The 24,149-nt window shown below is 46.8% G+C and carries 27 protein-coding genes; 14 read left to right on the plus strand and 13 right to left on the minus strand.

The genetic code is table 11. From position 1 onward, the window contains the following. Nucleotides 1-142 precede the first annotated feature (142 nt). From deoD to deoC, 4 genes are read right to left on the minus strand one after another with little or no spacing between them, the layout of a single operon-like run. Nucleotides 143-847, minus strand: a complete 705-nt coding sequence (gene deoD / locus GVI43_RS06760) for a purine-nucleoside phosphorylase (RefSeq protein WP_159566105.1) — start codon at nt 845-847, stop codon at nt 143-145. 40 nt (nt 848-887) lie between these two features. Then, the gene (deoB, locus tag GVI43_RS06765) at nt 888-2,111 is read right to left on the minus strand and encodes a phosphopentomutase (RefSeq protein ID WP_159566106.1); all 1,224 of its coding nucleotides are present in this window, start codon (nt 2,109-2,111) and stop codon (nt 888-890) included. A gap of 60 nt (nt 2,112-2,171) precedes the next feature. Beyond that, the gene (gene deoR, locus GVI43_RS06770; protein ID WP_159566107.1) at nt 2,172-2,933 is read right to left on the minus strand and encodes a DNA-binding transcriptional repressor DeoR; all 762 of its coding nucleotides are present in this window, start codon (nt 2,931-2,933) and stop codon (nt 2,172-2,174) included. A 16-nt stretch (nt 2,934-2,949) separates the two neighbouring features. Next, a complete protein-coding gene (gene deoC / locus GVI43_RS06775) occupies nt 2,950-3,627 on the minus strand; it encodes a deoxyribose-phosphate aldolase (protein WP_425482132.1) in 678 nt (225 codons plus the stop codon). Nucleotides 3,628-3,908: 281 nt separating this feature from the next. On the opposite strand from deoC, the gene GVI43_RS06780 reads away from it, so the two are divergent. The 6 genes from GVI43_RS06780 (at nt 3,909) to yiiM (ending at nt 9,422) form a co-directional block, all read left to right on the plus strand. Beyond that, nucleotides 3,909-5,201 carry a NupC/NupG family nucleoside CNT transporter gene (locus GVI43_RS06780; protein ID WP_159566109.1) on the plus strand — a complete coding sequence of 431 codons (1,293 nt, stop codon included), beginning with the start codon at nt 3,909-3,911 and terminating at the stop codon, nt 5,199-5,201. 72 nt (nt 5,202-5,273) lie between these two features. Continuing rightward, nucleotides 5,274-6,575 (plus strand): pyrimidine-nucleoside phosphorylase, encoded by a 1,302-nt coding sequence (locus GVI43_RS06785; protein ID WP_159566110.1) that lies wholly within the window; start codon nt 5,274-5,276, stop codon nt 6,573-6,575. An 11-nt stretch (nt 6,576-6,586) separates the two neighbouring features. Then, on the plus strand, nt 6,587-6,982 hold the full coding sequence (gene cdd, locus GVI43_RS06790) for a cytidine deaminase (RefSeq protein WP_159566111.1): 396 nt from the start codon (nt 6,587-6,589) through the stop codon (nt 6,980-6,982). Between the two features lie 232 nt (nt 6,983-7,214). After that, nucleotides 7,215-7,841: a superoxide dismutase [Mn] gene (gene sodA, locus GVI43_RS06795; protein ID WP_159566112.1), complete on the plus strand. Its 627-nt coding sequence runs from the start codon at nt 7,215-7,217 to the stop codon at nt 7,839-7,841. Nucleotides 7,842-8,205: 364 nt separating this feature from the next. Further along, complete coding sequence (locus tag GVI43_RS06800) at nt 8,206-8,544, plus strand: zinc ribbon domain-containing protein YjdM (RefSeq protein WP_159566113.1); 339 nt, start codon at nt 8,206-8,208, stop codon at nt 8,542-8,544. Between the two features lie 209 nt (nt 8,545-8,753). Then, nucleotides 8,754-9,422, plus strand: coding sequence for a 6-hydroxyaminopurine reductase (yiiM, locus tag GVI43_RS06805; RefSeq protein ID WP_159566114.1), 669 nt, complete (start codon nt 8,754-8,756; stop codon nt 9,420-9,422). A 92-nt stretch (nt 9,423-9,514) separates the two neighbouring features. Here the strand turns inward: yiiM and GVI43_RS06810 are convergent, their stop codons facing one another. The 4 genes from GVI43_RS06810 to glyQ form a co-directional block, all read right to left on the minus strand. Next, nucleotides 9,515-9,874, minus strand: coding sequence for a YibL family ribosome-associated protein (locus tag GVI43_RS06810; RefSeq protein ID WP_159566115.1), 360 nt, complete (start codon nt 9,872-9,874; stop codon nt 9,515-9,517). A gap of 199 nt (nt 9,875-10,073) precedes the next feature. After that, nucleotides 10,074-10,790, minus strand: coding sequence for a DUF3053 family protein (locus GVI43_RS06815; RefSeq protein ID WP_159566116.1), 717 nt, complete (start codon nt 10,788-10,790; stop codon nt 10,074-10,076). 291 nt (nt 10,791-11,081) lie between these two features. After that, complete coding sequence (gene glyS / locus GVI43_RS06820) at nt 11,082-13,151, minus strand: glycine--tRNA ligase subunit beta (RefSeq protein WP_159566117.1); 2,070 nt, start codon at nt 13,149-13,151, stop codon at nt 11,082-11,084. A 9-nt stretch (nt 13,152-13,160) separates the two neighbouring features. Beyond that, nucleotides 13,161-14,084: a glycine--tRNA ligase subunit alpha gene (gene glyQ, locus GVI43_RS06825; RefSeq protein ID WP_159566118.1), complete on the minus strand. Its 924-nt coding sequence runs from the start codon at nt 14,082-14,084 to the stop codon at nt 13,161-13,163. Between the two features lie 122 nt (nt 14,085-14,206). On the opposite strand from glyQ, the gene GVI43_RS06830 reads away from it, so the two are divergent. The 4 genes from GVI43_RS06830 to GVI43_RS06845 all read left to right on the plus strand — a co-directional run bounded on the left by GVI43_RS06830 (nt 14,207) and on the right by GVI43_RS06845 (nt 16,499). Beyond that, entirely contained in the window at nt 14,207-14,776 is a 570-nt protein-coding gene (locus GVI43_RS06830) for a DNA-3-methyladenine glycosylase I (RefSeq protein WP_159566119.1), read from the plus strand. After that, nucleotides 14,773-15,216 carry an N-acetyltransferase gene (locus GVI43_RS06835; protein WP_159566120.1) on the plus strand — a complete coding sequence of 148 codons (444 nt, stop codon included), beginning with the start codon at nt 14,773-14,775 and terminating at the stop codon, nt 15,214-15,216. The genes GVI43_RS06830 and GVI43_RS06835 overlap by 4 nt, the downstream gene beginning before the upstream one ends. A gap of 335 nt (nt 15,217-15,551) precedes the next feature. Then, nucleotides 15,552-15,830 carry a glycine zipper 2TM domain-containing protein gene (locus GVI43_RS06840; protein ID WP_159566121.1) on the plus strand — a complete coding sequence of 93 codons (279 nt, stop codon included), beginning with the start codon at nt 15,552-15,554 and terminating at the stop codon, nt 15,828-15,830. A 9-nt stretch (nt 15,831-15,839) separates the two neighbouring features. Continuing rightward, on the plus strand, nt 15,840-16,499 hold the full coding sequence (locus GVI43_RS06845) for an OmpA family lipoprotein (RefSeq protein ID WP_159566122.1): 660 nt from the start codon (nt 15,840-15,842) through the stop codon (nt 16,497-16,499). 99 nt (nt 16,500-16,598) lie between these two features. On the opposite strand, the gene GVI43_RS06850 is transcribed toward GVI43_RS06845, so the two are convergent. Continuing rightward, nucleotides 16,599-16,832: a hypothetical protein gene (locus GVI43_RS06850; protein WP_159566123.1), complete on the minus strand. Its 234-nt coding sequence runs from the start codon at nt 16,830-16,832 to the stop codon at nt 16,599-16,601. 206 nt (nt 16,833-17,038) lie between these two features. Here GVI43_RS06850 and GVI43_RS06855 point away from each other — a divergent pair, with 206 nt between their 5' ends. Then, entirely contained in the window at nt 17,039-18,289 is a 1,251-nt protein-coding gene (locus GVI43_RS06855; protein ID WP_159566124.1) for a valine--pyruvate transaminase, read from the plus strand. A gap of 94 nt (nt 18,290-18,383) precedes the next feature. On the opposite strand, the gene ibpB is transcribed toward GVI43_RS06855, so the two are convergent. Both ibpB and ibpA read right to left on the minus strand, forming a co-directional pair. Continuing rightward, nucleotides 18,384-18,833: a small heat shock chaperone IbpB gene (gene ibpB / locus GVI43_RS06860; RefSeq protein WP_159566257.1), complete on the minus strand. Its 450-nt coding sequence runs from the start codon at nt 18,831-18,833 to the stop codon at nt 18,384-18,386. A 103-nt stretch (nt 18,834-18,936) separates the two neighbouring features. Then, a complete protein-coding gene (gene ibpA / locus GVI43_RS06865) occupies nt 18,937-19,350 on the minus strand; it encodes a small heat shock chaperone IbpA (protein ID WP_159566125.1) in 414 nt (137 codons plus the stop codon). A gap of 293 nt (nt 19,351-19,643) precedes the next feature. Between ibpA and GVI43_RS06870 the strand changes: the two genes are divergently transcribed. Next, a complete protein-coding gene (locus GVI43_RS06870; protein WP_159566126.1) occupies nt 19,644-20,021 on the plus strand; it encodes a YceK/YidQ family lipoprotein in 378 nt (125 codons plus the stop codon). A 305-nt stretch (nt 20,022-20,326) separates the two neighbouring features. On the opposite strand, the gene GVI43_RS06875 is transcribed toward GVI43_RS06870, so the two are convergent. Next, nucleotides 20,327-21,058, minus strand: coding sequence for a carbonic anhydrase (locus GVI43_RS06875; protein WP_159566127.1), 732 nt, complete (start codon nt 21,056-21,058; stop codon nt 20,327-20,329). 397 nt (nt 21,059-21,455) lie between these two features. Beyond that, on the minus strand, nt 21,456-22,010 hold the full coding sequence (locus tag GVI43_RS06880; RefSeq protein ID WP_159566128.1) for a winged helix-turn-helix domain-containing protein: 555 nt from the start codon (nt 22,008-22,010) through the stop codon (nt 21,456-21,458). A gap of 781 nt (nt 22,011-22,791) precedes the next feature. Here GVI43_RS06880 and GVI43_RS06885 point away from each other — a divergent pair. Together GVI43_RS06885 and GVI43_RS06890 are read left to right on the plus strand one after the other, a co-directional pair. Next, on the plus strand, nt 22,792-23,346 hold the full coding sequence (locus GVI43_RS06885) for a fimbrial protein (protein WP_159566129.1): 555 nt from the start codon (nt 22,792-22,794) through the stop codon (nt 23,344-23,346). 77 nt (nt 23,347-23,423) lie between these two features. Beyond that, the gene (locus GVI43_RS06890; protein WP_159566130.1) at nt 23,424-24,095 is read left to right on the plus strand and encodes a fimbrial biogenesis chaperone; all 672 of its coding nucleotides are present in this window, start codon (nt 23,424-23,426) and stop codon (nt 24,093-24,095) included. Nucleotides 24,096-24,149 lie beyond the last annotated feature (54 nt).

The following is a 24,149-nucleotide window of genomic DNA, read 5'->3' on the forward strand; positions in this document are numbered from 1 at the left end:
TAGCCCTTTAAAGTAGAGGTTTATGAAGCCGATGGCATCAAGACCATCGACTCTTTCTAGCCCTATCGCAATGCGCCGTACGGTAGTAGTTTGGAAACAGCAAGGACCCCAAATTAAGCACGAGCCAATATCCGCCAGCCCCCTACAACACCGAATCCATCGCAATCTCAACCATCTGATTAAACGACGTCTGCCGCAGCTCCGACGATAGCGATTCGCCGCTGCGAATATGGTCCGACACCGTGCAGATACACAGCGCTTTAGCGCCATACTCTGCCGCTACGCCGTAGATGCCCGCCGCCTCCATTTCGATACCCAGAACGTTATATTTTTCCATCACGTCAAACAGCTGCGAGTCGGGGTTATAGAACAGATCGGCAGAGAACATATTGCCGACGTGAACCGGAATACTCTTCGCTTCCGCCGCCGCTACCGCATTGCGCAGCAGGCCAAAATCGGCGATCGCGGCAAAATCATGGCCTTTAAAGCGGGTGCGGTTTACGCCGGAGTCGGTGCAGGCTCCCATTCCGATCACGATGTCCCGCACTTTCACCTGCGGTAGTAAAGCCCCACAGGAACCAATGCGGATAATCTTATCCACCTGATAGTCGGTAATCAGCTCTTTCACGTAGATGGAACAGGACGGAATGCCCATACCGTGGCCCATCACCGAAACGCGCCGCCCTTTGTAGGTTCCGGTATAGCCCAGCATGTTTCTGACGTCGGTGACTAATCGAGCATCTTGCAGCAGGGTTTCTGCAATGTGTTTGGCTCTGAGCGGGTCGCCGGGCATAAATACCACGTCGGCAAAGTCGCCCAATTCAGCATTAATATGTGGAGTTGCCATATGCGTTTCCTTTCACAAAGTAGTTAACCGGTTAATAGGATTAAAATAGCGCTTTGCCGTAATCCATCGCCGACAGGTTCAGGTGTTTGGCTACCGTTTGGCCTATATCGGCAAAGGTGTGCCGCAGCCCCAGCGGGCCGGGCTTAACGTCAGGGCTATAAACCAGCACCGGGATATGTTCGCGGGTATGATCGCTACCCGACCAGCTAGGATCGCAGCCGTGATCGGCGGTTAAGATCAGCAGATCGCCGGGTTGAATTAGCGCCAACATCTCCGGCAAACGGCGATCGAAATGTTCCAGCGCTGCCGCATAGCCGGCAACGTCGCGCCGATGACCGTAGGAAGAGTCAAAATCAACGAAGTTGGTAAACACAATGGTGTTGTCGCCCGCCTGCTGAATTTCACGCAGAGAGGCATCAAACAGCTCGTCAATGCCGGTGGCTTTAATCTTTTTGGTAATGCCTTCATTGGCATAAATATCGGCAATCTTACCGATCGAAACCACCTGACCCTGCTTTTCGTCCACCAGCTTATTCAGTACGGTGGGCGACGGCGGTTTTACCGCATAGTCGTGGCGATTGCCGGTACGCTTAAAGTTCTCTGGCCCGTCGCCGACAAAAGGACGGGCAATGACTCGGCCGATGTTATAGCCGCCTTCGGTCAACTCTTCGCGCGCCAGCGCACACAGGTCGTATAGCCGCTCTAAGCCAAAGCTCTCTTCATGACAGGCAATCTGAAACACTGAGTCTGCGGAGGTATAAAAAATCGGCTTGCCGCTTTGCATATGCTCAACGCCCAGCTGTTCAAGGATCGCCGTACCGGATGAGTGGCAGTTGCCCAAATAGCCCGGCAGCTTTGCCCGTTCCACCAGCCGCTGTAGTAGCGCTTCGGGGAAGCTATTGTTAAGGTCGCTGAAATAGCCCCAGTCAAACAGCACCGGTACGCCAGCGATTTCCCAGTGGCCAGAAGGCGTGTCTTTGCCGGAAGAGAGCTCTTCGGCATACCCATAAGCGCCAATGATTTCCGCCTGTGGATCGAGCCCCGGAGGGAATGAACCACTCGCCTGTTGATTCGCTTTTCCTAACCCGAGCTGGCTTAAATGAGGCAGCGTAAGCGGCCCGCTGCGGCCGATATCGGCTTTACCCTGCTGACAGGCCTGTGCAATATGGCCCAGCGTGTTTGCTCCCACATCGCCAAATTTATCAGCGTCTCGCGTGGCACCAATACCGAACGAATCAAGAACCATAATAAAAACGCGTTTCATTGCTCATATCCTTCAGATAAGGCGCTCTGACAGCAGCGCGAGTAACCTATTTGACGATTCCTAATACAAAATACTGATGCCCCGTTGCTCAAAATAACGCTGATACGGGACGTCGGGTTGAAGGTCCGTCACAACCTGAGTGAAAGCGTCTAATGTAGCAAAACGCCCCACTCTAATCTGTTCAAACTTATGGTGGTCGGCCACCAGAATATTCTGTTGGGAAGCCGCCATGGCACGGCTTTTCAACCCAATCTCATCCAGAATAAAAGTCGTCACCCCCTGTGTTAGCGAAATTCCCGCCGCCGAAATAAAGGCTTTATTTGGATGAATATAGTTCAGCTCACTGTGACCGTTGATCGGCGTAAAAATGTAAGAGCTGGTTTTTAACTCACCGCCGCACAGTATGACGTTGCAGTTAGGCTTTTCCTGTAACGCCATAAAGGTATTGAGTGAAGCACAAATCCCGGTGAAGCGGCACTCGTCAGGGATATTTTCAATGATAAACGGCATGGTGGTGCCGGAATCAAAATACACTACCTCATCTGGCTCAACTAACCGAGCAGCAAGCTGACCGATATAGCGCTTTTCATCCACATTCTTAAACTGCTGCTCGCAAAAAAAGTAGTGGTTAACGCTCGCCTTCGGATCGGCAACGATATATCCCCCCAGTAGGATCAGCGATGAAGGTTCGGCGCTTAAATCCCTGCGAATAGTCATTTCAGACACTTTCAGCCGCTGTGCCGCATCGCGCAAATAAATTTTATCGCTGTCTTTTAAAAACTGGGTGAGCTGCGATATACGCTCCGTCCGACGACTGCTCATTTCTGCCCCCGAAGAACTAGTAGCCACTGCTTCCGTTTTGCTGGCCTGACACAATGCTAACGCCAGAACTGGTACCAATTCGGGTTGCGCCTGCATCGATCATCACAGCGGCAGTTTCCCTTGAACGAACACCGCCCGATGCCTTCACGCCCATATCAGGGCCAACGGTGCTGCGCATCAGGGCGACGTGCTCGACCGTTGCGCCACCGGTGCTAAAACCGGTTGAGGTTTTAACAAAATCGACCTGTAAATCGCGGCAAATTTCACACACCTGCACAATTTCTTGGTCGCTAAGCAGGCAGGTTTCCAAAATCACTTTTAGCGTGGTGCTGGCGCAGGCGTCTTTAACCGCTTTGATGTCGGCGGTGACTTCATCAATCCAGCCGTTTTTTAACCAGCCGACGTTAATGACCATATCAATTTCCTGAGCGCCAGCGGCGATGGCAGCTTTCGCCTCAAACGCTTTTACCGAAGTCAGGCAGGCCCCTAAAGGAAAGCCAATCACGCTGCATATTTTGACTGAGCTTCCGGCTAATTGAGCACTCGCCAACGGCACATAGCCTGAATTGACGCACACGGCAAAAAAACGGTATTCGCGCGCTTCACGGCAAAGCTGAATAATCTGCTGCTCGGTGGCATTCATCGCCAATAACGTATGGTCAATATACTGCTCATAACGGATTGATTGATTCATCATTTAACCTTTTTCTATTCAAACTGATAGGGGGACTAAAGCCGGTTGTACACCCAAAGCCACAGCAATGTTATTTAAATAACATCATAGAATACATTTAAAATCAAAGTTATTAATGATTGTATATTGGGATAAATGTCACAGAAAAAACATCAGGTAGAATCTAATGTTAACGAATTAACAATAAGCACCGAAATTGATATTCGATTAGAAAGTGAAATATCAGGCTCAGTGCTTATTTTATACGACTTGGTCGATTAATGTGGATTACGGAGCGTAATGTGAAATATCTCATTGGAATTGCGGGCATTATTGTTATCTTAGCCCTTGCTTCACTTGCCAGTAACAACCGAAGAAGTATCAGATATCGTTATATCTTTATTATGATTATTCTGCAGTTTTTACTGGCCTTCCTGTTGCTCAATACCACCGGGGGTAGCGCCCTGATCGGCGGCATTGCCAGCGTATTTGATAAGTTGCTGAAATACGCCGCTGAAGGTGCAAATTTTGTCTTTGGCGGGCTGCTGAATAACGGTAGTTTCTCTTTCTTTATCATGGTATTGCTGCCTATCGTTTTCATTTCAGCGCTTATCGGCATTTTGCAATTTATTCACCTGCCGACCAAAGTTGTTACCGGCCTCAATGCCTTATTAACCAAGTCAGGCTTAGTCAAAGGCGGCAGCACGTCCACCGAGTTTTTAGGTCAGTCGTTTCTTACCATGGTCATTAAAGGAATTGGCGTACTGCTAAGCAAAATTAACGGTATGGGCAAACTGGAGTCATACAACGCCGTTGCCTCCGCCGTTCTCGGTCAGTCTGAAGTGTTTATTTCACTGAAGAAAACGCTGGGGCTGCTGCCAGAAAAACGCCTCTATACCCTATGTACATCGGCCATGTCGACTATTTCAATGTCGATTGTCGGTGCCTATATGACGCTGTTGGATCCCATCTACGTGGTAACGGCAGTGGTATTAAACCTGTTTGGTGGGTTCATTGTTGCCTCTATCATTAATCCGTATCGTGTTGATCCAGAAGAAGACGTGTTAGAAGTGGTCGCCGAAGAAAAACAGAGCTTCTTTGAAATGCTGGGCGAATACATTCTCGACGGCTTTAAGGTTGCGATTATCGTCGGCGCAATGCTGGTCGGTTTCATTGCCATTATTGCGATGGTGAACGCCATTTTCAGCGCTCTGTTTGGCATCTCTTTCCAGGATTTTCTGGGCTACGTTTTCTCGCCGCTGGCCTTCTTAGTGGGCGTGCCGTGGGATGAAGCCATTAGCGCAGGTACGCTAATGGGTACCAAGTTGGTCAGTAACGAATTCGTAGCGATGGACCAGCTCAAGCAAGGCTTAACCAGCGGTACGCTGCTGTTTTCAGAACACACCAAAGCGATTATCTCGGTATTTTTGGTCTCCTTTGCTAACTTTTCCTCTATCGGCATTATCTGCGGCGCTATCAAGGCGCTGAATGCCCCGCAGGGTAACGTTGCATCGCGCTTCGGCCTTAAATTACTGTATGGCGCAACGCTGGTGAGCTTTCTTAGCGCGGCGGTAGTCGGGCTGATTCATCAATAAAATAGAGCGCTAACGCATTAACTAGCTAGCCGTTTATTAAACGGCTATTGACTGAATAACAGGATGAACATCATGAGAATTGTTGATTTAATTGCCAAAAAACGCGATGGCAAAGAGCTGACTACGGAAGAGATCGAATTTTTTATTCAAGGCTATACCACAGGGAGCATCCCTGATTATCAGGCCAGCGCCATGATGATGGCCATTTACTTTCAGGATATGAACGACAGGGAACGGGCAGACCTAACGATGGCGATGGTTAATTCCGGTGAAACCATCGATTTGTCGGCCATCGATGGGATTAAGGTGGATAAGCACTCTACCGGCGGCGTCGGTGATACCACCACGCTGGTTCTGGCCCCTCTGGTGGCGGCGGTTGGCGTTCCCGTGGCTAAAATGTCGGGCCGAGGTTTAGGCCATACCGGCGGTACGCTGGACAAGCTGGAGTCAATTAAAGGTTTTCATATCGAAATCAGTAAAGAGCAGTTTGTTGATTTAGTTAACCGTCATAAGGTCGCGGTTATTGGTCAGTCGGGCAACTTAACCCCGGCAGACAAAAAAATGTACGCCCTGCGCGACGTTACCGGCACCGTTAACTCTATTGCGCTGATTGCCAGCTCCATTATGAGCAAGAAGATTGCCGCAGGCTCTGACGCTATCGTGCTAGACGTAAAAACCGGTGCGGGCGCGTTTATGAAAACCGATGAAGACGCCCTTGAGCTTGCTAAAGCGATGGTACGCATTGGTAATAACGTAGGTCGGCACACCATGGCGGTGATCTCCGATATGTCGCAACCGCTTGGTTTCGCCATTGGTAACGCGCTGGAGGTTCAAGAAGCGATTGATACCTTAAGAGGCCAAGGCCCGGCCGATCTAACAGAACTGACGCTGGTTCTGGGTAGCCAGATGGTGGTATTAGCCAAGAAAGCCAAGACGCTGGAAGAAGCGCGCCAAATGCTGCTAGACGCGATTAGCAGCGGCAAAGCGCTGGAAAAATTCAGAGAGTTTTTAACCAATCAGGGCGGTGACGCTTCCATTGTCGATTCTCCCGAAAAGCTGCCTCAGGCTAAATTCAAAATCGAGGTACCGGCCAAAACCTCCGGCGTTGTTTCTAACATGATTGCCGACGAAATTGGCGTAGCGGCCATGCTGCTGGGGGCCGGGCGGGCCACTAAAGAAGACGAAATCGATTTAGCCGTGGGCCTAATGCTGCGTAAAAAAGTGGGCGATCGCGTTAACGCCGGTGACTCACTGGTAACCATTTATGCCAATCGTGAAGACGTCGCCAGCGTTATGGACAAACTGTATGCCAGCATTGAGATATCTAACAGCGGGCAGGCGCCTAAACTTATCCATACGGTTATTACTCAATAAAGGAATTCATCGTGACCGATAACGAACTGATTGAACAGGCTAAAAAAGCCCGCCAAAGCTCTTATAGCCCTTACTCCAACTTTGCAGTGGGCGCAGCTCTGCTTTCCGATGACGGTCAGGTTTTTTTAGGCTGTAACGTTGAAAACGCCTCTTATGGTTTAACCAACTGTGCGGAAAGAACCGCTATATTCAAAGCGGTTTCTGAAGGTAAGCACCAGTTTAAAAAGCTGGTGATTATCGGTGATACCGTTGGCCCGATCTCTCCCTGCGGCGCTTGCCGTCAGGTAATCAATGAGTTCTGTGCGCCGGATATGCCGATTCTGATGGTGAATCTAAAGGGCGATGTCGTGCAAACGTCTATCGGTGAACTTCTGCCTTACTCTTTCGGCCCCTCAGACTTGGCTTAGTCCTCCGTTCGCCAAATTAACAGCCGCCGATTTCGGGCAGGCGGCTGTTAATACCTAGCGTTTGTCCCCCTTCTCTGCGGCAACAAATTAAACGCTTTCGCTGATTAAATTGATAGAAAATAACCACACTTATGATAATGATTATCAATTCATATTCGGTGCTATACTCAAAAGCAACCATAAAATGTGCTGTCTTATACACGGCGTAAAACCACTTTTGAGGAGTGATACGATGAGTTATACCCTTCCTACCCTGCCTTATGCTTACGATGCTCTGGAACCTCACTTTGATAAACAAACTATGGAAATCCACCACGGTAAGCATCATCAGGCCTACGTGAATAATTCCAACGCGGCGCTGGAAACGCTGTCGGACGATCTGAAGAAGCTGTCGGCCGAAGAGCTGATTGCCCAGTTAGATAAAATTCCTGCTGAAAAGCGCACGGTGCTGAGAAACAACGCCGGTGGTCACGCTAACCACAGCCTGTTCTGGAAAGGTCTGAAAAAAGGCACCGAGCTGAAAGGCGATCTGAAAACCGCCATTGAGCGCGACTTTGGCAGCGTTGACGGCTTTAAAGAGAAATTTGAACAGGCTGCAGCAACCCGCTTCGGTTCTGGCTGGGCATGGCTGGTGGTTAAAGACGGTAAGCTTGCCGTAGTATCCACGGCAAACCAAGACAGCCCGCTAATGGGAGAAAGCGTTGCCGGTGCCTCAGGCTTCCCGGTTGTTGGCCTCGACGTATGGGAACATGCTTATTACCTGAAATTCCAAAACCGCCGCCCGGACTACATTAAAGAGTTCTGGAACGTGGTGAACTGGGACGAAGCCGCTAAGCGTTTTTCTGAAGCGAAGAAATAATCTTTCAGATTAAGTTTACTTTGAATGACGGAGACAAACGGGCTAGCACCGCGGTCTCCGTCATAAATATTCACTTATCTTACCTTCGTTAGTTTTGATACCTTCCAGCGGCAAAAACCTGTCTATTCTGGTTATAAATAGCCATTTTCCTTGGTTAAAATTGTATTTTCCTTTTCCTAACATTGCCCCCAGTTCCTGACTGGCTCATAAGCTGCCGGTTTATCCCTGTGATAAAAGTGGCCATTTGTAGTAGAATAGCGGCCTAACTTTATTTACGTTCTATTACCTAACAGATATCAGGCGGCAACAAAGCACGTTCCAATCAGGCTTGAAGAATGAAGGGTATACTTTTAGGAAAATTGACATGCACACTATTCCAGCTTGTCCGGTCTGTTCATCAGAGAATACGTATCCGGATGGATCAATGGTCATCTGCCCGGACTGCGCCCACGAGTGGGATCCTACAGACTCATCGGCCTCAGATAGTGATGAAAGAGTAGTTAAAGACAGCAACGGTAACATTCTGGCCGACGGCGACTGCGTAACCCTGATTAAAGATCTAAAGCTAAAAGGCTCGTCCACCGTGCTGAAAGTTGGCAGCAAGAGCAAGCCAATTCGTTTAGTAGACGGCGACCATGAAATCGACTGTAAAATCGATAATACCAGCATCATGTTGAAGGCCTGCTTCGTTAAAAAAGTCTGATAACGGATGCTAGTCTGACAACGCCGCGGGTTAAGTGATTAACCGGTGGCGTTGTTTTATCTTAGCCGGGCTATTCACCGCTAAAAAATCGAACCGTCATAAAATATAATCACCTTTTGGTGACGCTACATCTGCTAGATTACTTCCTCGACGCTCAGTAGGCTAAATCACCCTACGTCATCAAATTCCATCAAAAAAATGAGGCCGCCATGCATAGCCCAAACGTTTATATCGGTAAAATTGCGCCCTACGCCGGGCAATTTCCCAGCGCTATTGAAAAGCGAGAGATGAGCGGTGAGCTGATGTTAACAACGCTGGGGTTTGAAGGTGACGAGCAGGCAGACATGCGCCATCACGGCGGCGCGGATCGGGCTTTGTGCCACTATCCCCGTGAACACTATGAATACTGGCGTAATCAATTTCCGGAGCGGGCAGAGCAGTTTATCGCTCCGCTGTTTGGTGAAAATATCTCAACCACTGGCCTCACGGAACAGAATGTCTATATTGGTGATATTTACCGTTGGGATAACGCTCTGATTCAAATCACTCAGCCGCGTTCGCCTTGCTACAAACTCAACGTTCGCTGCAATATCAATGATTTTGCCCGCCTGATGCAAAATAACGGCCGCTGCGGCTGGCTATATCGGGTAATTGTCGCTGGCAAGGTCAACACCGAACAGCCGCTGGAGCTGGTTAGCCGTAATAGCGATATCACCGTGGCGCAGGCCACATCTATCGCGTTTAATTCACCGTTTGATGCAGAGCAGTATCACCGGATGCTGGCCGCCGCCGGGCTTTCAGCCAGCTGGAGTAAAAATATGCAAATGCGTTTATTGACCAAAACCATTGAAGACTTTGAGCGGCGCTTGGTTGGCTAGTTTAACAGGCGATATTCATCGCAGCCTATCTACAAACGAAAATACCCGCATGTTGCGGGTATTTTCGTTTTAAAAGCCCGGTAAGCTCGAGGTTAAAATTTACCGCGGGCAAATCCGGTCACTTCTTTCAGGCCCATTTCACGGCCCAGCGCCGTCATCGGGTGAACCACTTCAAGACCTTTGACCGTCTTTTTAAGCGCGCCCATATCGGCCTGTTCAGCCTTGGTTATCGGGCGGCTAAAGGCCAGCTGTTGAATTTTCTGGGCCTTAACGCTTAATACCTTGCTCTTCTCTTTGCGCAACCTTTCAATTTCGGTGGTCAAAACTAACTTTTCGGCATCGATGGCGGCTAAATCGCCTTCTACACCGGTGGTTATGATCGTTCTCTCTTTACGATTTAATGCATCAAGCTTATCGCTTAACCGTTTAATTTCTTCTGCTTGCTGTTTCATAAACCTGACCTTAAATGGGGTAATGAAACCCCGGAAACCAAATTGTCTGGGTAAAGTATAAACGTAACGCCATCCCAGTACTAATAGAGAGATCGGTTTAAAAAAAAGAGTTACCAATATGGACAGGCTCAGGATAAAAAAACAGGCCGCATCCTGCGATGCGGCCTGCCTTAATGCATTCCTGAAAAAACGAGGAATATTACATTAATTGAGAAATTTTCTGTGCAACGGCCATCAGCTGCTGCTGATTATTTTGCAAAGATTGGTTCATTTGGTTGAATTGATCCAACGCAGCCTGTTCGGTGAACTGAACAACCTGACCTTGATATTCAATCTTGTTGCCCTGAGCTTTCAGGAAATCAGAGATTTTCAGGATGTCATCAAAGGTTGAGTTCAGCAGAACCAGCGTTTGCTTAGCTAAGTCGCCCTGTTGGGTAACGACTTTTGAGTAAGCCTGATCGTAAACCGCTTTTAGATCGTCAGGCAGTTTACGAGCTGCATAGCTATCGGTTGTTTTCTTGATGTTTTCATCAAGTTTAGCCTGAACGGCCTTAACTTCTGTTTGCGCGGCTACTACTTTGTCGCGACCTTCAACCATGGCTTTCATGCTGTTCAGCGTTCTTAGCTCATTCATTGAAGACTGCATAGAAGCAGAAAAGGCAGTATTCAGTTGGTTGGTGAAACCGGTCAATAACTCATAATCTTTGGTGTAGTTGCCAAAAGATTTTTTCTGCTCTTCGGTTAGCGTTGGTAAATTAACTTTTGTACCGCTGTTAACGGAAGTCTGTAAAAACTCAATAAAAGCTTTACGCTGTGCAGGTTCTTTATCACCACAGCCTGCAAGCTGAAATACCAATCCAAGAACAAATAAAGGCGTTAGAAAACGGGCCCATACTTTTTTACTAGTTAAAGACATACTTACTCCAAAAGTGAAATTCACTAAATCCATTAATGTTTGACGTACCTGAGCTGCTACGCCACAGGAAAACGCCATATACGTTAACATTCAGCGTAGCCCAAATAAAGGCTTGCGTGAATAAATGCGGCGTTTATAAAACTATAGCCGAATTAACAGGGGGAACCCCACGTAAAGAACAAAACTAAACGCTAATTTACCGGTTAAAGCCTAGATGATTCGCTAATCTCACCCTTCGGGCAGATGTCATAAAGACAAAAGGCCCACTCGGTGGGCCTTTCCAATGCGTTATCAGTGCAGTAACGATATATCAGCAACTTTCAGGAACAGCCTGCGCAGTTTGCTCAGCAGCGTTAAACGGTTAATTCGCAGGCTGGCATCTTCATCCATAACCATCACTTGATCAAAGAAAGCGTCAACGTGCTCACGCAGCTCAGCCAGCTCCATCAAGCCTTCCTGATAACGGCCTTCAGCAAAAATTGGCGCTAGCTTATCGCGCAACACCGCCAGATGAACGGCTAAACGCACTTCAGCAGGCTCTTTCAGCAGGGCAGCATTAACGGTGTCATGCAGCGTATCTTCTGACTTAGACAGAATATTAGCGACCCGCTTGTTTGCCTCAGCCAGAGACGATGATGCTTCCAACGTGCGGAAGTGAGAAACGGCCTTAACGCGGGCATCAAAATCAGCGGGCTTAGTTGGGCGACGGGCTAAAACCGACAGAATAACGTCGATGCTATAGCCTTCATCCAAATACCAGGCGCGGAAGCGGCCCAGCATAAACTCAACCACCTCTTCGACCGCTTTAGTATTGGTTAGCTTATCGCCGTACAAACGCACCGCTTCTTCAGTCAGGGTGGCTAAATCAAGCGGCAGATTCTTCTCAACGATAATTCGCAACACGCCAAGCGCCGCACGGCGTAAGGCAAACGGATCTTTATCGCCTTTAGGATGCTGACCGATACCGAAAATACCGGCTAAGGTATCCATCTTATCGGCGATAGCAACGCAGCAAGAAACCAGTGAGTCAGGCAGGTTATCGCCAGCAAAGCGCGGCATATACTGCTCGTTCAGCGCGAGCGCAACCTCTTCGTCTTCACCGTCAAAGCGCGCATAGTGCATGCCCATCACGCCCTGAGTGTCGGTAAATTCAAATACCATATTGGTCATCAGATCGCATTTAGACAGCAAACCGGCGCGAGCGGCTTTATTTACGTCTGCGCCAATTTGCCCGGCGATCCAGCCTGACAGCGTTTCAATACGAGCGGTTTTATCACGCAGTGAACCAAGCTGTTGCTGGAACAGCACGGTATCTAAACGCGGTAAACGATCTTCCAGACGGAACTTGCGGTCAGACTTGAAGAAGAATTCTGCATCGGCCAAGCGAGGCCGGACAACTTTCTCATTACCGGAAATAATTTGCTGGGGATCTTTAGACACAATGTTGGTCACAAAGATAAAGTTCGGCATTAGGTTGCCTTGCTTATCGTACACCGGGAAGTATTTCTGATCCCCTTTCATGGTGTGCACCAGCGCTTCAGAAGGCACTGCCAAAAACTTCTCTTCAAAGGTGGCAGTGAGCACTACCGGCCACTCAACCAATGAGGTCACTTCTTCCAGCAGGCTTTCGCTGATATCAGCAATACCGCCCAGTTTTTCAGCCGCCGCTTCAGCATCACGTTTGATCAGTAGCTTACGGGTATCGTAATCGGCAATAACTTTGCCGCGCTCAATCAGAATTTGTGGATACAGATCGGCGTTTTCAATCGTGAACTCCTGCTCACCCATAAAGCGATGACCGCGGATAGTGCGGGCAGATTCAATGCCCAAAATAGTGCCAGCAATCAGCTCGCTGCCAAACAGCATGGTCACCGTATGAACCGGGCGAATGAACTGAGTTTCTTTATCGCCCCAGCGCATTGGCTTGGGAATCGGTAGCTTAGCCAGTGACTGAGCGACTAAGTCTGATAGCAGAGCCTGAACCGCTTGGCCTTTGACGTTAGCACGATATAACAGCCATTCACCTTTATCGGTGGCTAAACGCTCAGCCCGATCGACGGTAATGCCGCAACCGCGAGCCCAGCCTTCAGCCGCTTTGCTTGGTTTGCCTTCGGCATCAAATGCCTGGGACACTGCCGGGCCGCGTTTTTCAACTTCGCGATCGGGCTGAAAAGCGCCGAGATCGACAACTTTTAGCGCCAGACGGCGCGGCGAGGCAAACCACTCGACGTCGCCGTGAACCAAATTAGCGTTATCTAATTCAGTCGTGAAATTCGCAGCAAAAGATTCAGCAAGAGAACGGAGCGCCTTCGGTGGCAGCTCTTCTGTGCCGATTTCCACAAGGAAAGTTTGTTGAGTCATGGCGTCCTCTTAAACCTTTTTCTTATCTGATGGGTGACACATAGGGAAACCTAACGCTTCACGGGAAGCATAGTAAGCTTCAGCCACGCCCTTGGTCAGGGTACGAATACGCAGAATGTAGCGCTGGCGTTCTGTCACAGAGATCGCCTTACGGGCATCCAGCAGGTTAAAGCTGTGCGCCGCTTTTAAAATGCGTTCATAGGCAGGCAGAGGAAGCGGGGTTTCTAATGCCAGTAACTTCTGGGCTTCTTTTTCATACTGATCGAAGCAGGTGAATAAGAAGTCAGTGTCAGCATATTCAAAGTTATAGGTGGACTGTTCCACTTCGTTTTGATGATAAATATCACCGTAGGTAGTTTTGCCCAGTGGGCCATCGCACCAGACCAGATCGTAAACGCTGTCTACGCCCTGAATATACATGGCTAAGCGCTCAAGACCGTAGGTGATCTCACCGGTAACCGGTTTGCACTCCATGCCGCCAACCTGCTGGAAATAGGTGAATTGGGTCACTTCCATTCCGTTTAACCACACTTCCCACCCCAGGCCCCAGGCACCCAGCGTTGGGTTTTCCCAGTTGTCTTCAACGAAGCGAATATCATGAATGGTCGGATCTACGCCTAACTCTTTCAATGAGCCTAAGTAAAGCTCCTGAATGTTGTCCGGTGAAGGCTTGATAATCACCTGAAACTGGTAATAGTGCTGTAGGCGATTAGGATTTTCACCATAGCGCCCGTCCGTCGGACGACGAGACGGCTGCACATAGGCCGCAGCAATAGGTTCAGGCCCCAAGGCCCGTAAACAGGTAATCGGATGTGACGTACCGGCGCCGACTTCCATATCCAATGGTTGGACAATGGTACAGCCCTGACGCGCCCAATAATCCTGTAACGTTAGGATTAATCCCTGAAAGGTTTTATTATCAAACTTCTGCATGTTGGATCCGCACGCGATATTAAGTGGATTTAAATGTAGTGGATCAGTATACCTATAGACGGCTAGATATACAGCTCAAATCCATATTAGGCATAGGATTTCTTACATATTAGGATGAAAAAATGCAACGTTGCAGTTGGGTAAATCAAGATCCGCTTTATATTGATTATCATGATTCCGAGTGGGGAAAACCCATTCGCGATGGCAAAAAACTGTTTGAAAAGATCTGTCTTGAAGGCCAGCAGACCGGGCTATCGTGGATTACCGTACTCAAAAAGCGCGAAACCTATCGCCAGTGTTTTCACCAGTTTGATCCGGTAAAAATCGCCACGATGACCGCCGAAGATATTGATATTTTGATGCAAAATGCCGGGCTTATTCGCCATAGAGGAAAGCTGGAAGCGATTGTTAATAACGCCAAAGCCTATTTAGCCATGCAGGACCAAGGCGATGATTTTTCTAAGTTTATCTGGTCATTTGTTGATAATCAGCCGGTCATTAACCACCACTCGCTGAAAACGCCAGAAACCTTTCCGACCTCCACGCCAACGTCTGATGCCATGGCTAAGGCGTTAAAAAAGCGTGGGTTTAAATTTGTCGGCACCACCATTTGCTATGCCTATATGCAATCAATGGGGCTAATTAACGACCACGTGATCGAGTGTTTTTGTCATCCGGATAACGTTAAATGATTCGCCAGTACCAACCACAGGATCTCGAACCGCTGATGAACCTGTGGTTAACCACCACCACTGAAGCGCACCCCTTTATCGACGTAAGCCACTGGCGTATCAGCGAACCGCTGATACGCAACGTCTATCTGCCTGCGGCCACCACTTGGGTGTATAGCCATAGCGGTAATATCGATGGATTTATCAGCGTAATGGAGCAACAGTTTGTCGGTGCGCTGTTTGTCCGCCGGTCAGAGCAAGGAAAAGGCGCGGGCAAAGCGCTGATGAGGCAAGCTCAGGAGAACTATCCTAAGCTGCTGTTGGAAGTTTATCAGCAGAATCAAGCTGCCGTTGGTTTCTATCAGGCGATGGGCTTCTCAACTGCCAGCCGGCAACCGCATCCTGAAACCCATCAAATCACATTAATCATGCAATGGATGACAGATTTATCGCAGTATTAATAGCCCTATCGTTGATAGTTAAGAAGTACAGCGCTGGTCTATAATATTAAATCTGATGCAAATAACGGTTCTAATTAAAACAGCTCTGCTAAATAAATAGCGGAAACCACTAGCGATAGCATTTTTCACCCTACCTCATTGATTTGCACTGCTATAATTAGCACCGGTGCCTCTTATAGCCATTCGAATACCGGCAAATAGAACAACAAACTTAGCTTTGTGCATTGTTAAAGAAGTGTCCGACAAGTGAAAAACTTGTGTAAAGAAACTTCCATTCTGCTAGTTTTTGGCTTTAATTTGCGGTAGTAGAAAGAGGATTCCGTGAGGGTTTTAAAATGAAAAAATTTATCGCCGTAATGACCATCGTTTCCGCTTCCGTTATGGCAATGTCGGGTTGTACCAACCCGTATGGTGGCAACGCTCAGTCAAGTAATCAGGCCGGAAATGTGGGTGTCGGAGCAGGCGTTGGGGCCGTAGTGGGAGCTGGCATCGGCGCATTATCTTCTTCGCACAAAGACTATAAAAAGGGTGCACTAATTGGTGCTGCCGCTGGCGCAGCGGTTGGTGCAGCCTCAGGAGCCGCTTTAGGCAGTAGCTCCGGTTCGCAACAGTAAGGAAAAAATATGAAAAAGCATACCATCGCCATCGCCCTGATTATCAGCGGCACGCTGGCAGTATCCGGTTGTACCACTAACCCTTATACGGGTGAATCTCAAGCAGGAAAAGCCGGCATCGGGGCCGGAATTGGCGCTGCCGTAGGTGCAGGTATTGGCGCCCTGTCTTCATCGAAGAAAGATCGGGGCAAAGGCGCTCTGATTGGTGCTGCAGCCGGTGCAGCCCTAGGTGGCGGTGCTGGTTATTATATGGACGTACAGGAAGCCAAGCTGCGTGAAAAAATGGCAGGAACTGGCGTAAGCGTTACCCGTCAGGGCGACCAAATTATTCTCAATATGCCAAACAATGTCACCTTCGACAGCAACAGCAGCACGCTAAAACCTGCCGGTGCCAATACGCTGACTGGCGTAGCCATGGTACTGAAAGAGTACAATAAAACCGCAGTGAATATCGTTGGTCACACCGATAGCACCGGTACCCGCGCGTTGAATATGACGCTGTCGCAACAGCGTGCTGACAGCGTAGCCAGTTCGCTGATTACTCAGGGTGTAGGCGCTAACCGGATTCACTCTATGGGCGCAGGCCCAGACCAGCCAATTGCGTCTAATGACACAGAACAGGGTAAGGCTCAGAACCGTCGCGTGACCATCACCTTAAGCCCGCTGTAAACGTAGTCATGTAGTTATAAATAGAAAAGCTGAAATAAGTGGTTCAGCCCAGAAACCGGAGCCGTAAAACGCTCCGTTTTTTTATATTATCGTTTTATATTACCGCTTCGCTTCCACAGCCAACAGGCCGTGAGCCCGACGATAAGAATCCCAAATGCTATCGCGCCCAATCGGCCGATTGCCTTCTAACGCATCAACCCACGCCTTTGTCGATGCCACGCTGGCAAAGCGGGAATGAAACACCACGCAAAATACCCGGTGGATAATCTGATTGCGGCAATGACCGGCAATATCAAAGAAAACTGCGTTAATCCGCAGGCGATTGGTTAGCAATAGAATACAGGAGCCGGAGGAGTGGCTTGCGCCTATTCGCTTTTACTATTAGCTCATTGTTTATATTATCCCGTTGCACCCGTAGCTATCTGTCGGTATCGTTATTCTATATTTCACCCCCTACCCCAAATAATTCGAGTGGTACAACGGCAGCTAACGCACCGGCAGCTCGACGCATGAAGGGTATAAGACATTAGTGCGTGAACATGACACTCTCATCTTTTGGCAATAAATTTACCCGTTTCTCTGGCATCACTCAGCTAATGAGCGATTTAAACGACGGGCTTCGTACTCCCGGCGCAATTATGCTTGGCGGCGGAAACCCGGCGAGAATCCCTGAAATGCAGAACTATTTCACTAAGCTATGTGCCGACCTGCTGGCGGAAGGGGCGCTCGCGGATGCGCTATGTAACTATGATGGCCCGCAGGGCAAAAATACCTTTCTAACCGCGCTGGCTGAGCTACTGAGCAACGAATTAGGCTGGCCGATTGAAGCTAAAAATATTGCCCTGACTAACGGCAGCCAAAGCGCATTCTTCTATCTGTTCAATATGTTTGCTGGCCGTCAGCCCAATGGACAGGTCAAAAAGGTACTATTCCCTCTAACGCCTGAATACATTGGCTATGCCGATTGCGGTCTGGAAGAAGAAATGATGGTGTCGTATAAACCCACCATCGAACTACTGCCTGACGGCTTGTTTAAGTATCACGTTGATTTTGATCATCTGAGCATCGGTGACGATATTGGCGCGATCTGCGTTTCCCGCCCGACCAACCCTACCGGTAATGTGCTCACCGATGAAGAAGTGATGCGCTTAGATGCCATTGCCAATCAGAAAGGCATTCCGCTGATTATCGATAACGCTTACGGCGTTCCGTTCCCCGGTATTATTTTCAGTCAGGCAACGCCGCTGTGGAATCCGAATACTATCCTGTGCATGAGCCTGTCAAAGTTAGGCCTGCCGGGCACCAGATGCGGGATCGTCATCGCCAACGAGCAAACTATTCAGGCGCTGAGCAATATCAACGGCATTATTAGCCTATCGCCCGGCAGCGTCGGCCCGGCGATAGCCTTAGAGATGATTAAACGCGGCGATCTGCTTAGGCTATCAGAGCAGGTTATACGGCCGTTTTATCAGCAGCGGGTTGAACAGACAATGGAAATCATTCGCCGCTATATTCCCGCCTCGCGCTGCTTAATTCATAAGCCTGAAGGGGCTATTTTCCTCTGGCTATGGTTTAAAGATTTACCTATCAGTTGTCAAACGCTGTATCAGCGATTAAAAGCCCGCGGCGTATTGATGGTGCCCGGCCATTATTTCTTCCCCGGTTTAGAAGAAGGCTGGCCGCATACCCAACAGTGTATGCGGATGAATTACGTACCGGAGCCGGAGCTGATTGAACGGGGTATTGCCATTTTGGCAGAAGAGCTTGAGCGGGCGCATCGGGAAGGTTGAGTTGCAGACCTTGTAGTAACTCATAGTAAAAAGAGGCGGTGGCTTTATCAGTCACTGCCTCTTTTTTTAATCGTTATATTGGCCAAATCAAGTATTAGACCTGATGCCCCAGCACCCCGGCGTCCGATTTGTTCGCATAGCCTATCTCAATACGCTGAGGCTGTAGCGCTTGCGGTACGTCACGTACGATATCAATATGCAGCAGGCCCAAATCAAATGTCGCATCGGAAACCTGCATGTGCTCAGCCAGCGTAAAGCTCAGGTCGAAGGCCTTATAGGTCAGCCCCTGATGCAGGTACACCACTTCTTTTTGTACCTGCACCGGCTTGCCGCGTACGGTCAAACGCGGGCCTTCGGTTTCAATCTCTAGCTCATCTTGTTTAAATCCGGCTAAGGCCAGCGTGATGCGATAGTGGTTATCGTCACTTTTCTCAATGTTGTAAGGCGGAAACCCCTGTGGATCGCCACTGCTTTTCATTGCATTGACCAGCTTGTCGAAACCGATCCATTGGCGAAATAAAGGTGATAAATCATAGTTACTCATCATAAAACCCCCTCTTTGAAGCGAGTAATATTAGCCCCCTTTACGGCGAGCTGCGGTGTTGCACCGGAGTACTGCTGTGGCGCAATACGTCGGCAGGATCAAACTATTTAATTTCGATACGACGCGGTTTAGACGCTTCGGGAATAATCCGCACCAGTTCAACGTAGAGCAGGCCGTTTTCCAGATGGGCTGCCTCTACCTGAATATGTTCAGCCAGCTGAAATTTACGTTCAAAGTTACGCTCGGCGATCCCCTGATATAAATAAGCCTTCTCTTTTTCCTGATTCTGTTTCGCACCGCGAACAATCAGCAGGTTAGGCTGTGAGGTAATCTCTAATTCGCTTTCAGCAAAGCCAGCAACTGCAATAGCGATGCGATAATGATGTTCATCAACTAATTCAACGTTATAAGGAGGATAGCCGCCGTTACTCTGGCTTTGGCCGGACTCAAGAGCATTCAGCATACGATCGAAACCAATGGCTGAACGATATAGCGGGGAGAGATCAAAATTGCGCATTAAACGCCTCCTAAAAAACCAGCGAGGGAAATATAACCGCCTTCCACTACAGGACAGGCGCACTTAGTGTAAACAGGCAACCCTTTCGGCAGAACCTTAAGTATTTACACTTAATAAATGGGTGTGCATTGACATATTTCAATAGCAAAATTTATATTTGTGGCTAAATTTAGAAGCGTGGTAAGAGAATCTAACGTTAGTGATTCTAATTTTTCCTTACGGGTGCTATAACACTAGCCTCAGTAAGTGGCTGGCCCAAAGGGTCTGATTATATATCTTGTGGACGACATAACATGATAACCAGTGTTAAACGCTCTTTGCTGCCTATCTGCGCCTGCTCATCGATATTGGCCCTGAGCGGTTGTTCCAGCATTATGGCGCACGTAGGTCCTTACGAGGGTTACTATGCTGGCACGTCTAACGACGCAGAAATGATCGCTGACAGCGACAATGGCTGGATGATGCGCTCTATGCTGATGGTTGATTTGCCGTTCACTGCGTTGCTGGATACGGTACTTTTACCCTATGACTATTACCGTTCTACCAACAGCCGAAAATCCCCGCGAGAAATTCTATCAACCTCTGAAAAAGACAAAAATGCTAAAGGGCTGCTAAAGGGTTCAGGGCATCCTAAATCTAACACCAAGGCTAAGGCCAAAGCGAAAAATTAGTTCCGCGTTTGCAACAAACCGCTCACAGCCGGCATACCTCCTCTAGTTTCTGATTCATCGACAGGCACTTCTGCTCAACCAGCATCTTTTCACCCTACCGCATTGATCAAATATTATATCCCAACGGGCTCAGACCGCCGTCAGGAACCTGCAAAGATGAAGCAATAAAGCTCAGCTAAGGCATTATTGTGAATAATATTTTAACAACTTTCCAAAAGGAGCATTTAGTCAGTGGGGACAAGAAAGGATCCGGTAAGAGACCAACATCACCAGCAAACTGGCGGTCGCTTACCGGATAAAATGAATTAGTTTTCTAATACTTCACGGGCATTGATTGGCTGAACGGGGCGGTTATTCGGATGACCCATAAGCGCCTGAAACGCATCAATTTGAGACTTACTGGCAGTAATCGGCGCTTTCATTACCAACCAGCGAACTCCTTCGGTACAAGGCGGAGTCGTCAGCGAACCACTAAAGCGATAGTAATGCATATTAGCCGGCATCAGCTCTTTCGCGTTAATGCTCTGGTCAAGTTTAACTTCGGTACCGCTTTTCGGTATTTCTTTCCACAGTTTAGCCAGAGCCGCGTTCTCTTTACCTTCCTTCACCATCACCGCTAATACGGCCAAAGCACCTTTTTCACTGGCGTGAACGAAATGAATTTCCATCGGGTAAGTTTTACCATTGATCTGGTTTTCACTCGGCGAATGGAAATGGAACTGTTTAAGCTCAAAAGGAATACCATCGACTTCCAGACTGCTGCCTTTGGCGTAGTTAACCTGTAGTGTATGACCATTATTCACCAGCGTTTCGGCACCCGCTTTATAGCTAACGTGAAACGGCTTTAATGACGCTTTTACCGCGCCGGTCAAATTAACCGGTGACTGATTCAGGGCATGGCAAGAAGCAAATTCAGGCGCAATGGTATCCCAATGCTCAGGGCCAGCTTCACCGCTATATTCCCAATGGGGTGAGTTACCGTTTGCACTCACTTGAAAAGCCAATAACAAACTGCAGACTGCAAGAATCTTTTTCACATAATTTCCTTTAAAAAGACCAAAACGAAATAACCGGAAACAAGAAATGTTCGCCAATTAAATAGTTATATAATTACGCATCGGATTATATTCGCTGTCTAAAGTAAATGATTTGATCATGATGTAATCAGCCATGATTAAATGTAATAATTCATTTCATAGGTTCTTAATATCCAATAACGTAATAGCGCCCAGTTCATTAATATATTCAATATTTCATCATAAGAAATTATCAACAAGTTTATTAAGATATGAGTCTCACTTATTTCAGGTGATTCCTCTTCCTATAAAAATTAAGGATACCAAATAAGATATCCTTCAATTAATGAGTATCAAGCTAACAATGACAGGCAATGAGTAAACTCAAATCAAAAACAGTCAATCAGATAATTTTAATCTATAGTGCTAATATCAAATATAACAATGACATTTGTATAATAACAAGCAATGACATCCCAAACACAATAAGTAAGTACTTTATATTTAGACAAATTTCACGCAGCTTTACGTTCATTTTAACCATTTTTTTCATTGCACTAAGTTCATACTTTCTTGGTTCTAACACCGTAGTTCTCGAATAAACATTGGTCTTTGGTTCTGTTACCTGCTCAACGATAGTATTGGGTGCTAAAGCAAAACCTTTCCGCCTCACAGTAATAATAATATCTTGGTTTGGCCCTACTTTCTTAAGTGACTTCCTTAATAAAGATATATTCTGATAAAAAGTATTTAGTGACACATATGCGCCATTAGATTTCCACACTACTTCAAGAAATTCATTTCGTGAAACAACTTGCCCCCGTTTCTCTAATAAAAGCTGAAAGCATCGACTTGCAGGTGCATTAATAGCGATTTTTTGCTCAATGATATCCAGTGATGCTAATTTATTCTCCTCAGGAAAATAAGCTATTTCATTGTTAATGACACAGTACTTACATGACCGACTATTCATACATTCATCCCTGCCCGTTTTATAAGGCATTACTTACCAGACACTAAGAAATACCATCCATTATATTATGAATTTCTTAAATATAACTAAGTGATGCCGTGAATAAATTACATTTAACCTTTGAATTATAACAGTAATATATAAAATTCAATAAATTCAGATCCAGACACAGATATTCTTGGTTAGTTTTTATACCATTATAATGCAATTAGCATAATCATGTGATTATAAAAGCAGTTAACCAACAGAATTAAGCAAGTAATATGATTTATCATTATCTCACAGAGATAATAAGCCATAAAATCATACGTTGATAACAACAGCATAGTTTATTTATAAGAAAATTATAAGAAAGAAACAAAAACCGAACTTCATTAAATCGATCTGAATTTATAATTAAAGAGACCGTTCTCAAAATGAATCTAATGTGATGAATGATGAATTTTCACTAATCACCTATAAAAACATAGCAAAGGTGACTACCAAATTATTATCACCCTAGTTAATAAAATCAATATCCATATTTATCATCATAACCACGGCCAACTAATCTTAAATCATGCATGATAAAAATGAACAAATATGAATACTTATCAGTGAAGTATTATTCACTAAACAAAAACCACCAAATAAATATAAATTCTCTTGGCGAATGGCGGAATGAGGTAGGCAAAAAATCATTTGCCCAATTTTATTAGCCTCATAAAAATCGGCATTCGAAAAATGACATTCACAGCACAATCGTTGTGATGATTTTTAATTTAAAAAGGAATTGGTTAAAATGAAAAGAAATATTATTTCAGCAGCGCTTCTAGCAAGCTGCATGATGTCAGTAGCCGGTAATGCTGCTGCGGTTGATGGTACTGTCAATTTCACAGGAGAGATCGGAGATGCCTCTTGTACCGTTAATATTGGTTCCGCTACCGGTGGTAACAATGCAACGGTTAATCTAGGTAAAGTGCCAGTAAGCAGCTTTCGCGGCGTTGGCTCTACCGCTGCGGATGCCGTTGGCAACACTGCGCTGAAAATTATCCTAAGCGATTGCCCAACGGGCACACCGACTACTGCTTCACTGAAGTTTGATGGTCAATATTACGAAGGCGATAATAACTATTTAGCGCTGAACAGTGCATCTACTGCAACCGGTGTAGCAATTATTCTGTCTGATACTGATTCATCTCACTTACCGCTGGGCGTTAGATCTAAACCAGTAACCCTGACTGTGGGTACCGGTACAACCAATACGCTGAACTACAAAGCTGGCTATATTCAGCGTAAATCAACTATCACTGCAGGTAGTGCAAACTCTTCAGCAACCTTCACTATTAACTACTAATTTATAAATTAGACAGTTAGTTTTATTCAAGTGGCTTTCCCTTGGGGAGCCACTTAATTTAATGATTCAGGTAAGTTATGCGTACATTAATTACATCACTATTACTGGTTATATTATTTAGCAATAATATCGCCACCGCGGGCGTTATTATTGAAGGAACTCGCATTGTTTATCCAGAAGGAAATAAAGAGGTTAATATCGTACTGGATAACCAAGATAAGTCCCCTTTTCTGATTAAAACATGGATAGAAAATACCGACTTTAAGGACTCACATTTCTTAATAACGCCGCCGCTATTTCGCCTAGATAGTAAACAAAAAAGTACGGTGCGCATTTTTAAAACCAATAATTCATTGCCGACGGACCGCGAGTCATTATTCTATTTTAACGCAATGTCTATTCCCTCTGCGGACACTAGTAAAGAAAATACGCTACAAATCGCTATACGTAGCCGACTGAAATTCTTCTATCGGCCAAAAATGCTTAATGAGCAATATCCGGAGGACGTCACCGATAAGCTTAGCTGGCAAAATGTTAACGGCAAATTAAGCATATCGAACCCAACGCCTTATTACATGAATTTCTCTTATATTTCCGTCGCCGGGAAAAAAATACAGGATGCTAACCTTGCGGCCCCACTATCCACGACAGAATTAACGTTACCTGATGGCGTATCCGTCGGCGAAATTGAGTGGAAAATAATTAATGATATGGGCGGCATTGGCCCTGTACATAAAGCTAAATTATAAATATCCGGTTTCATATCTTCAGATCTTAAACGCTGGGATAAAACAAAAATAGTA

This window comes from Budvicia diplopodorum, from assembly GCF_009800925.1.
Taxonomy (GTDB): Bacteria; Pseudomonadota; Gammaproteobacteria; order Enterobacterales; family Enterobacteriaceae; genus Budvicia; species Budvicia diplopodorum.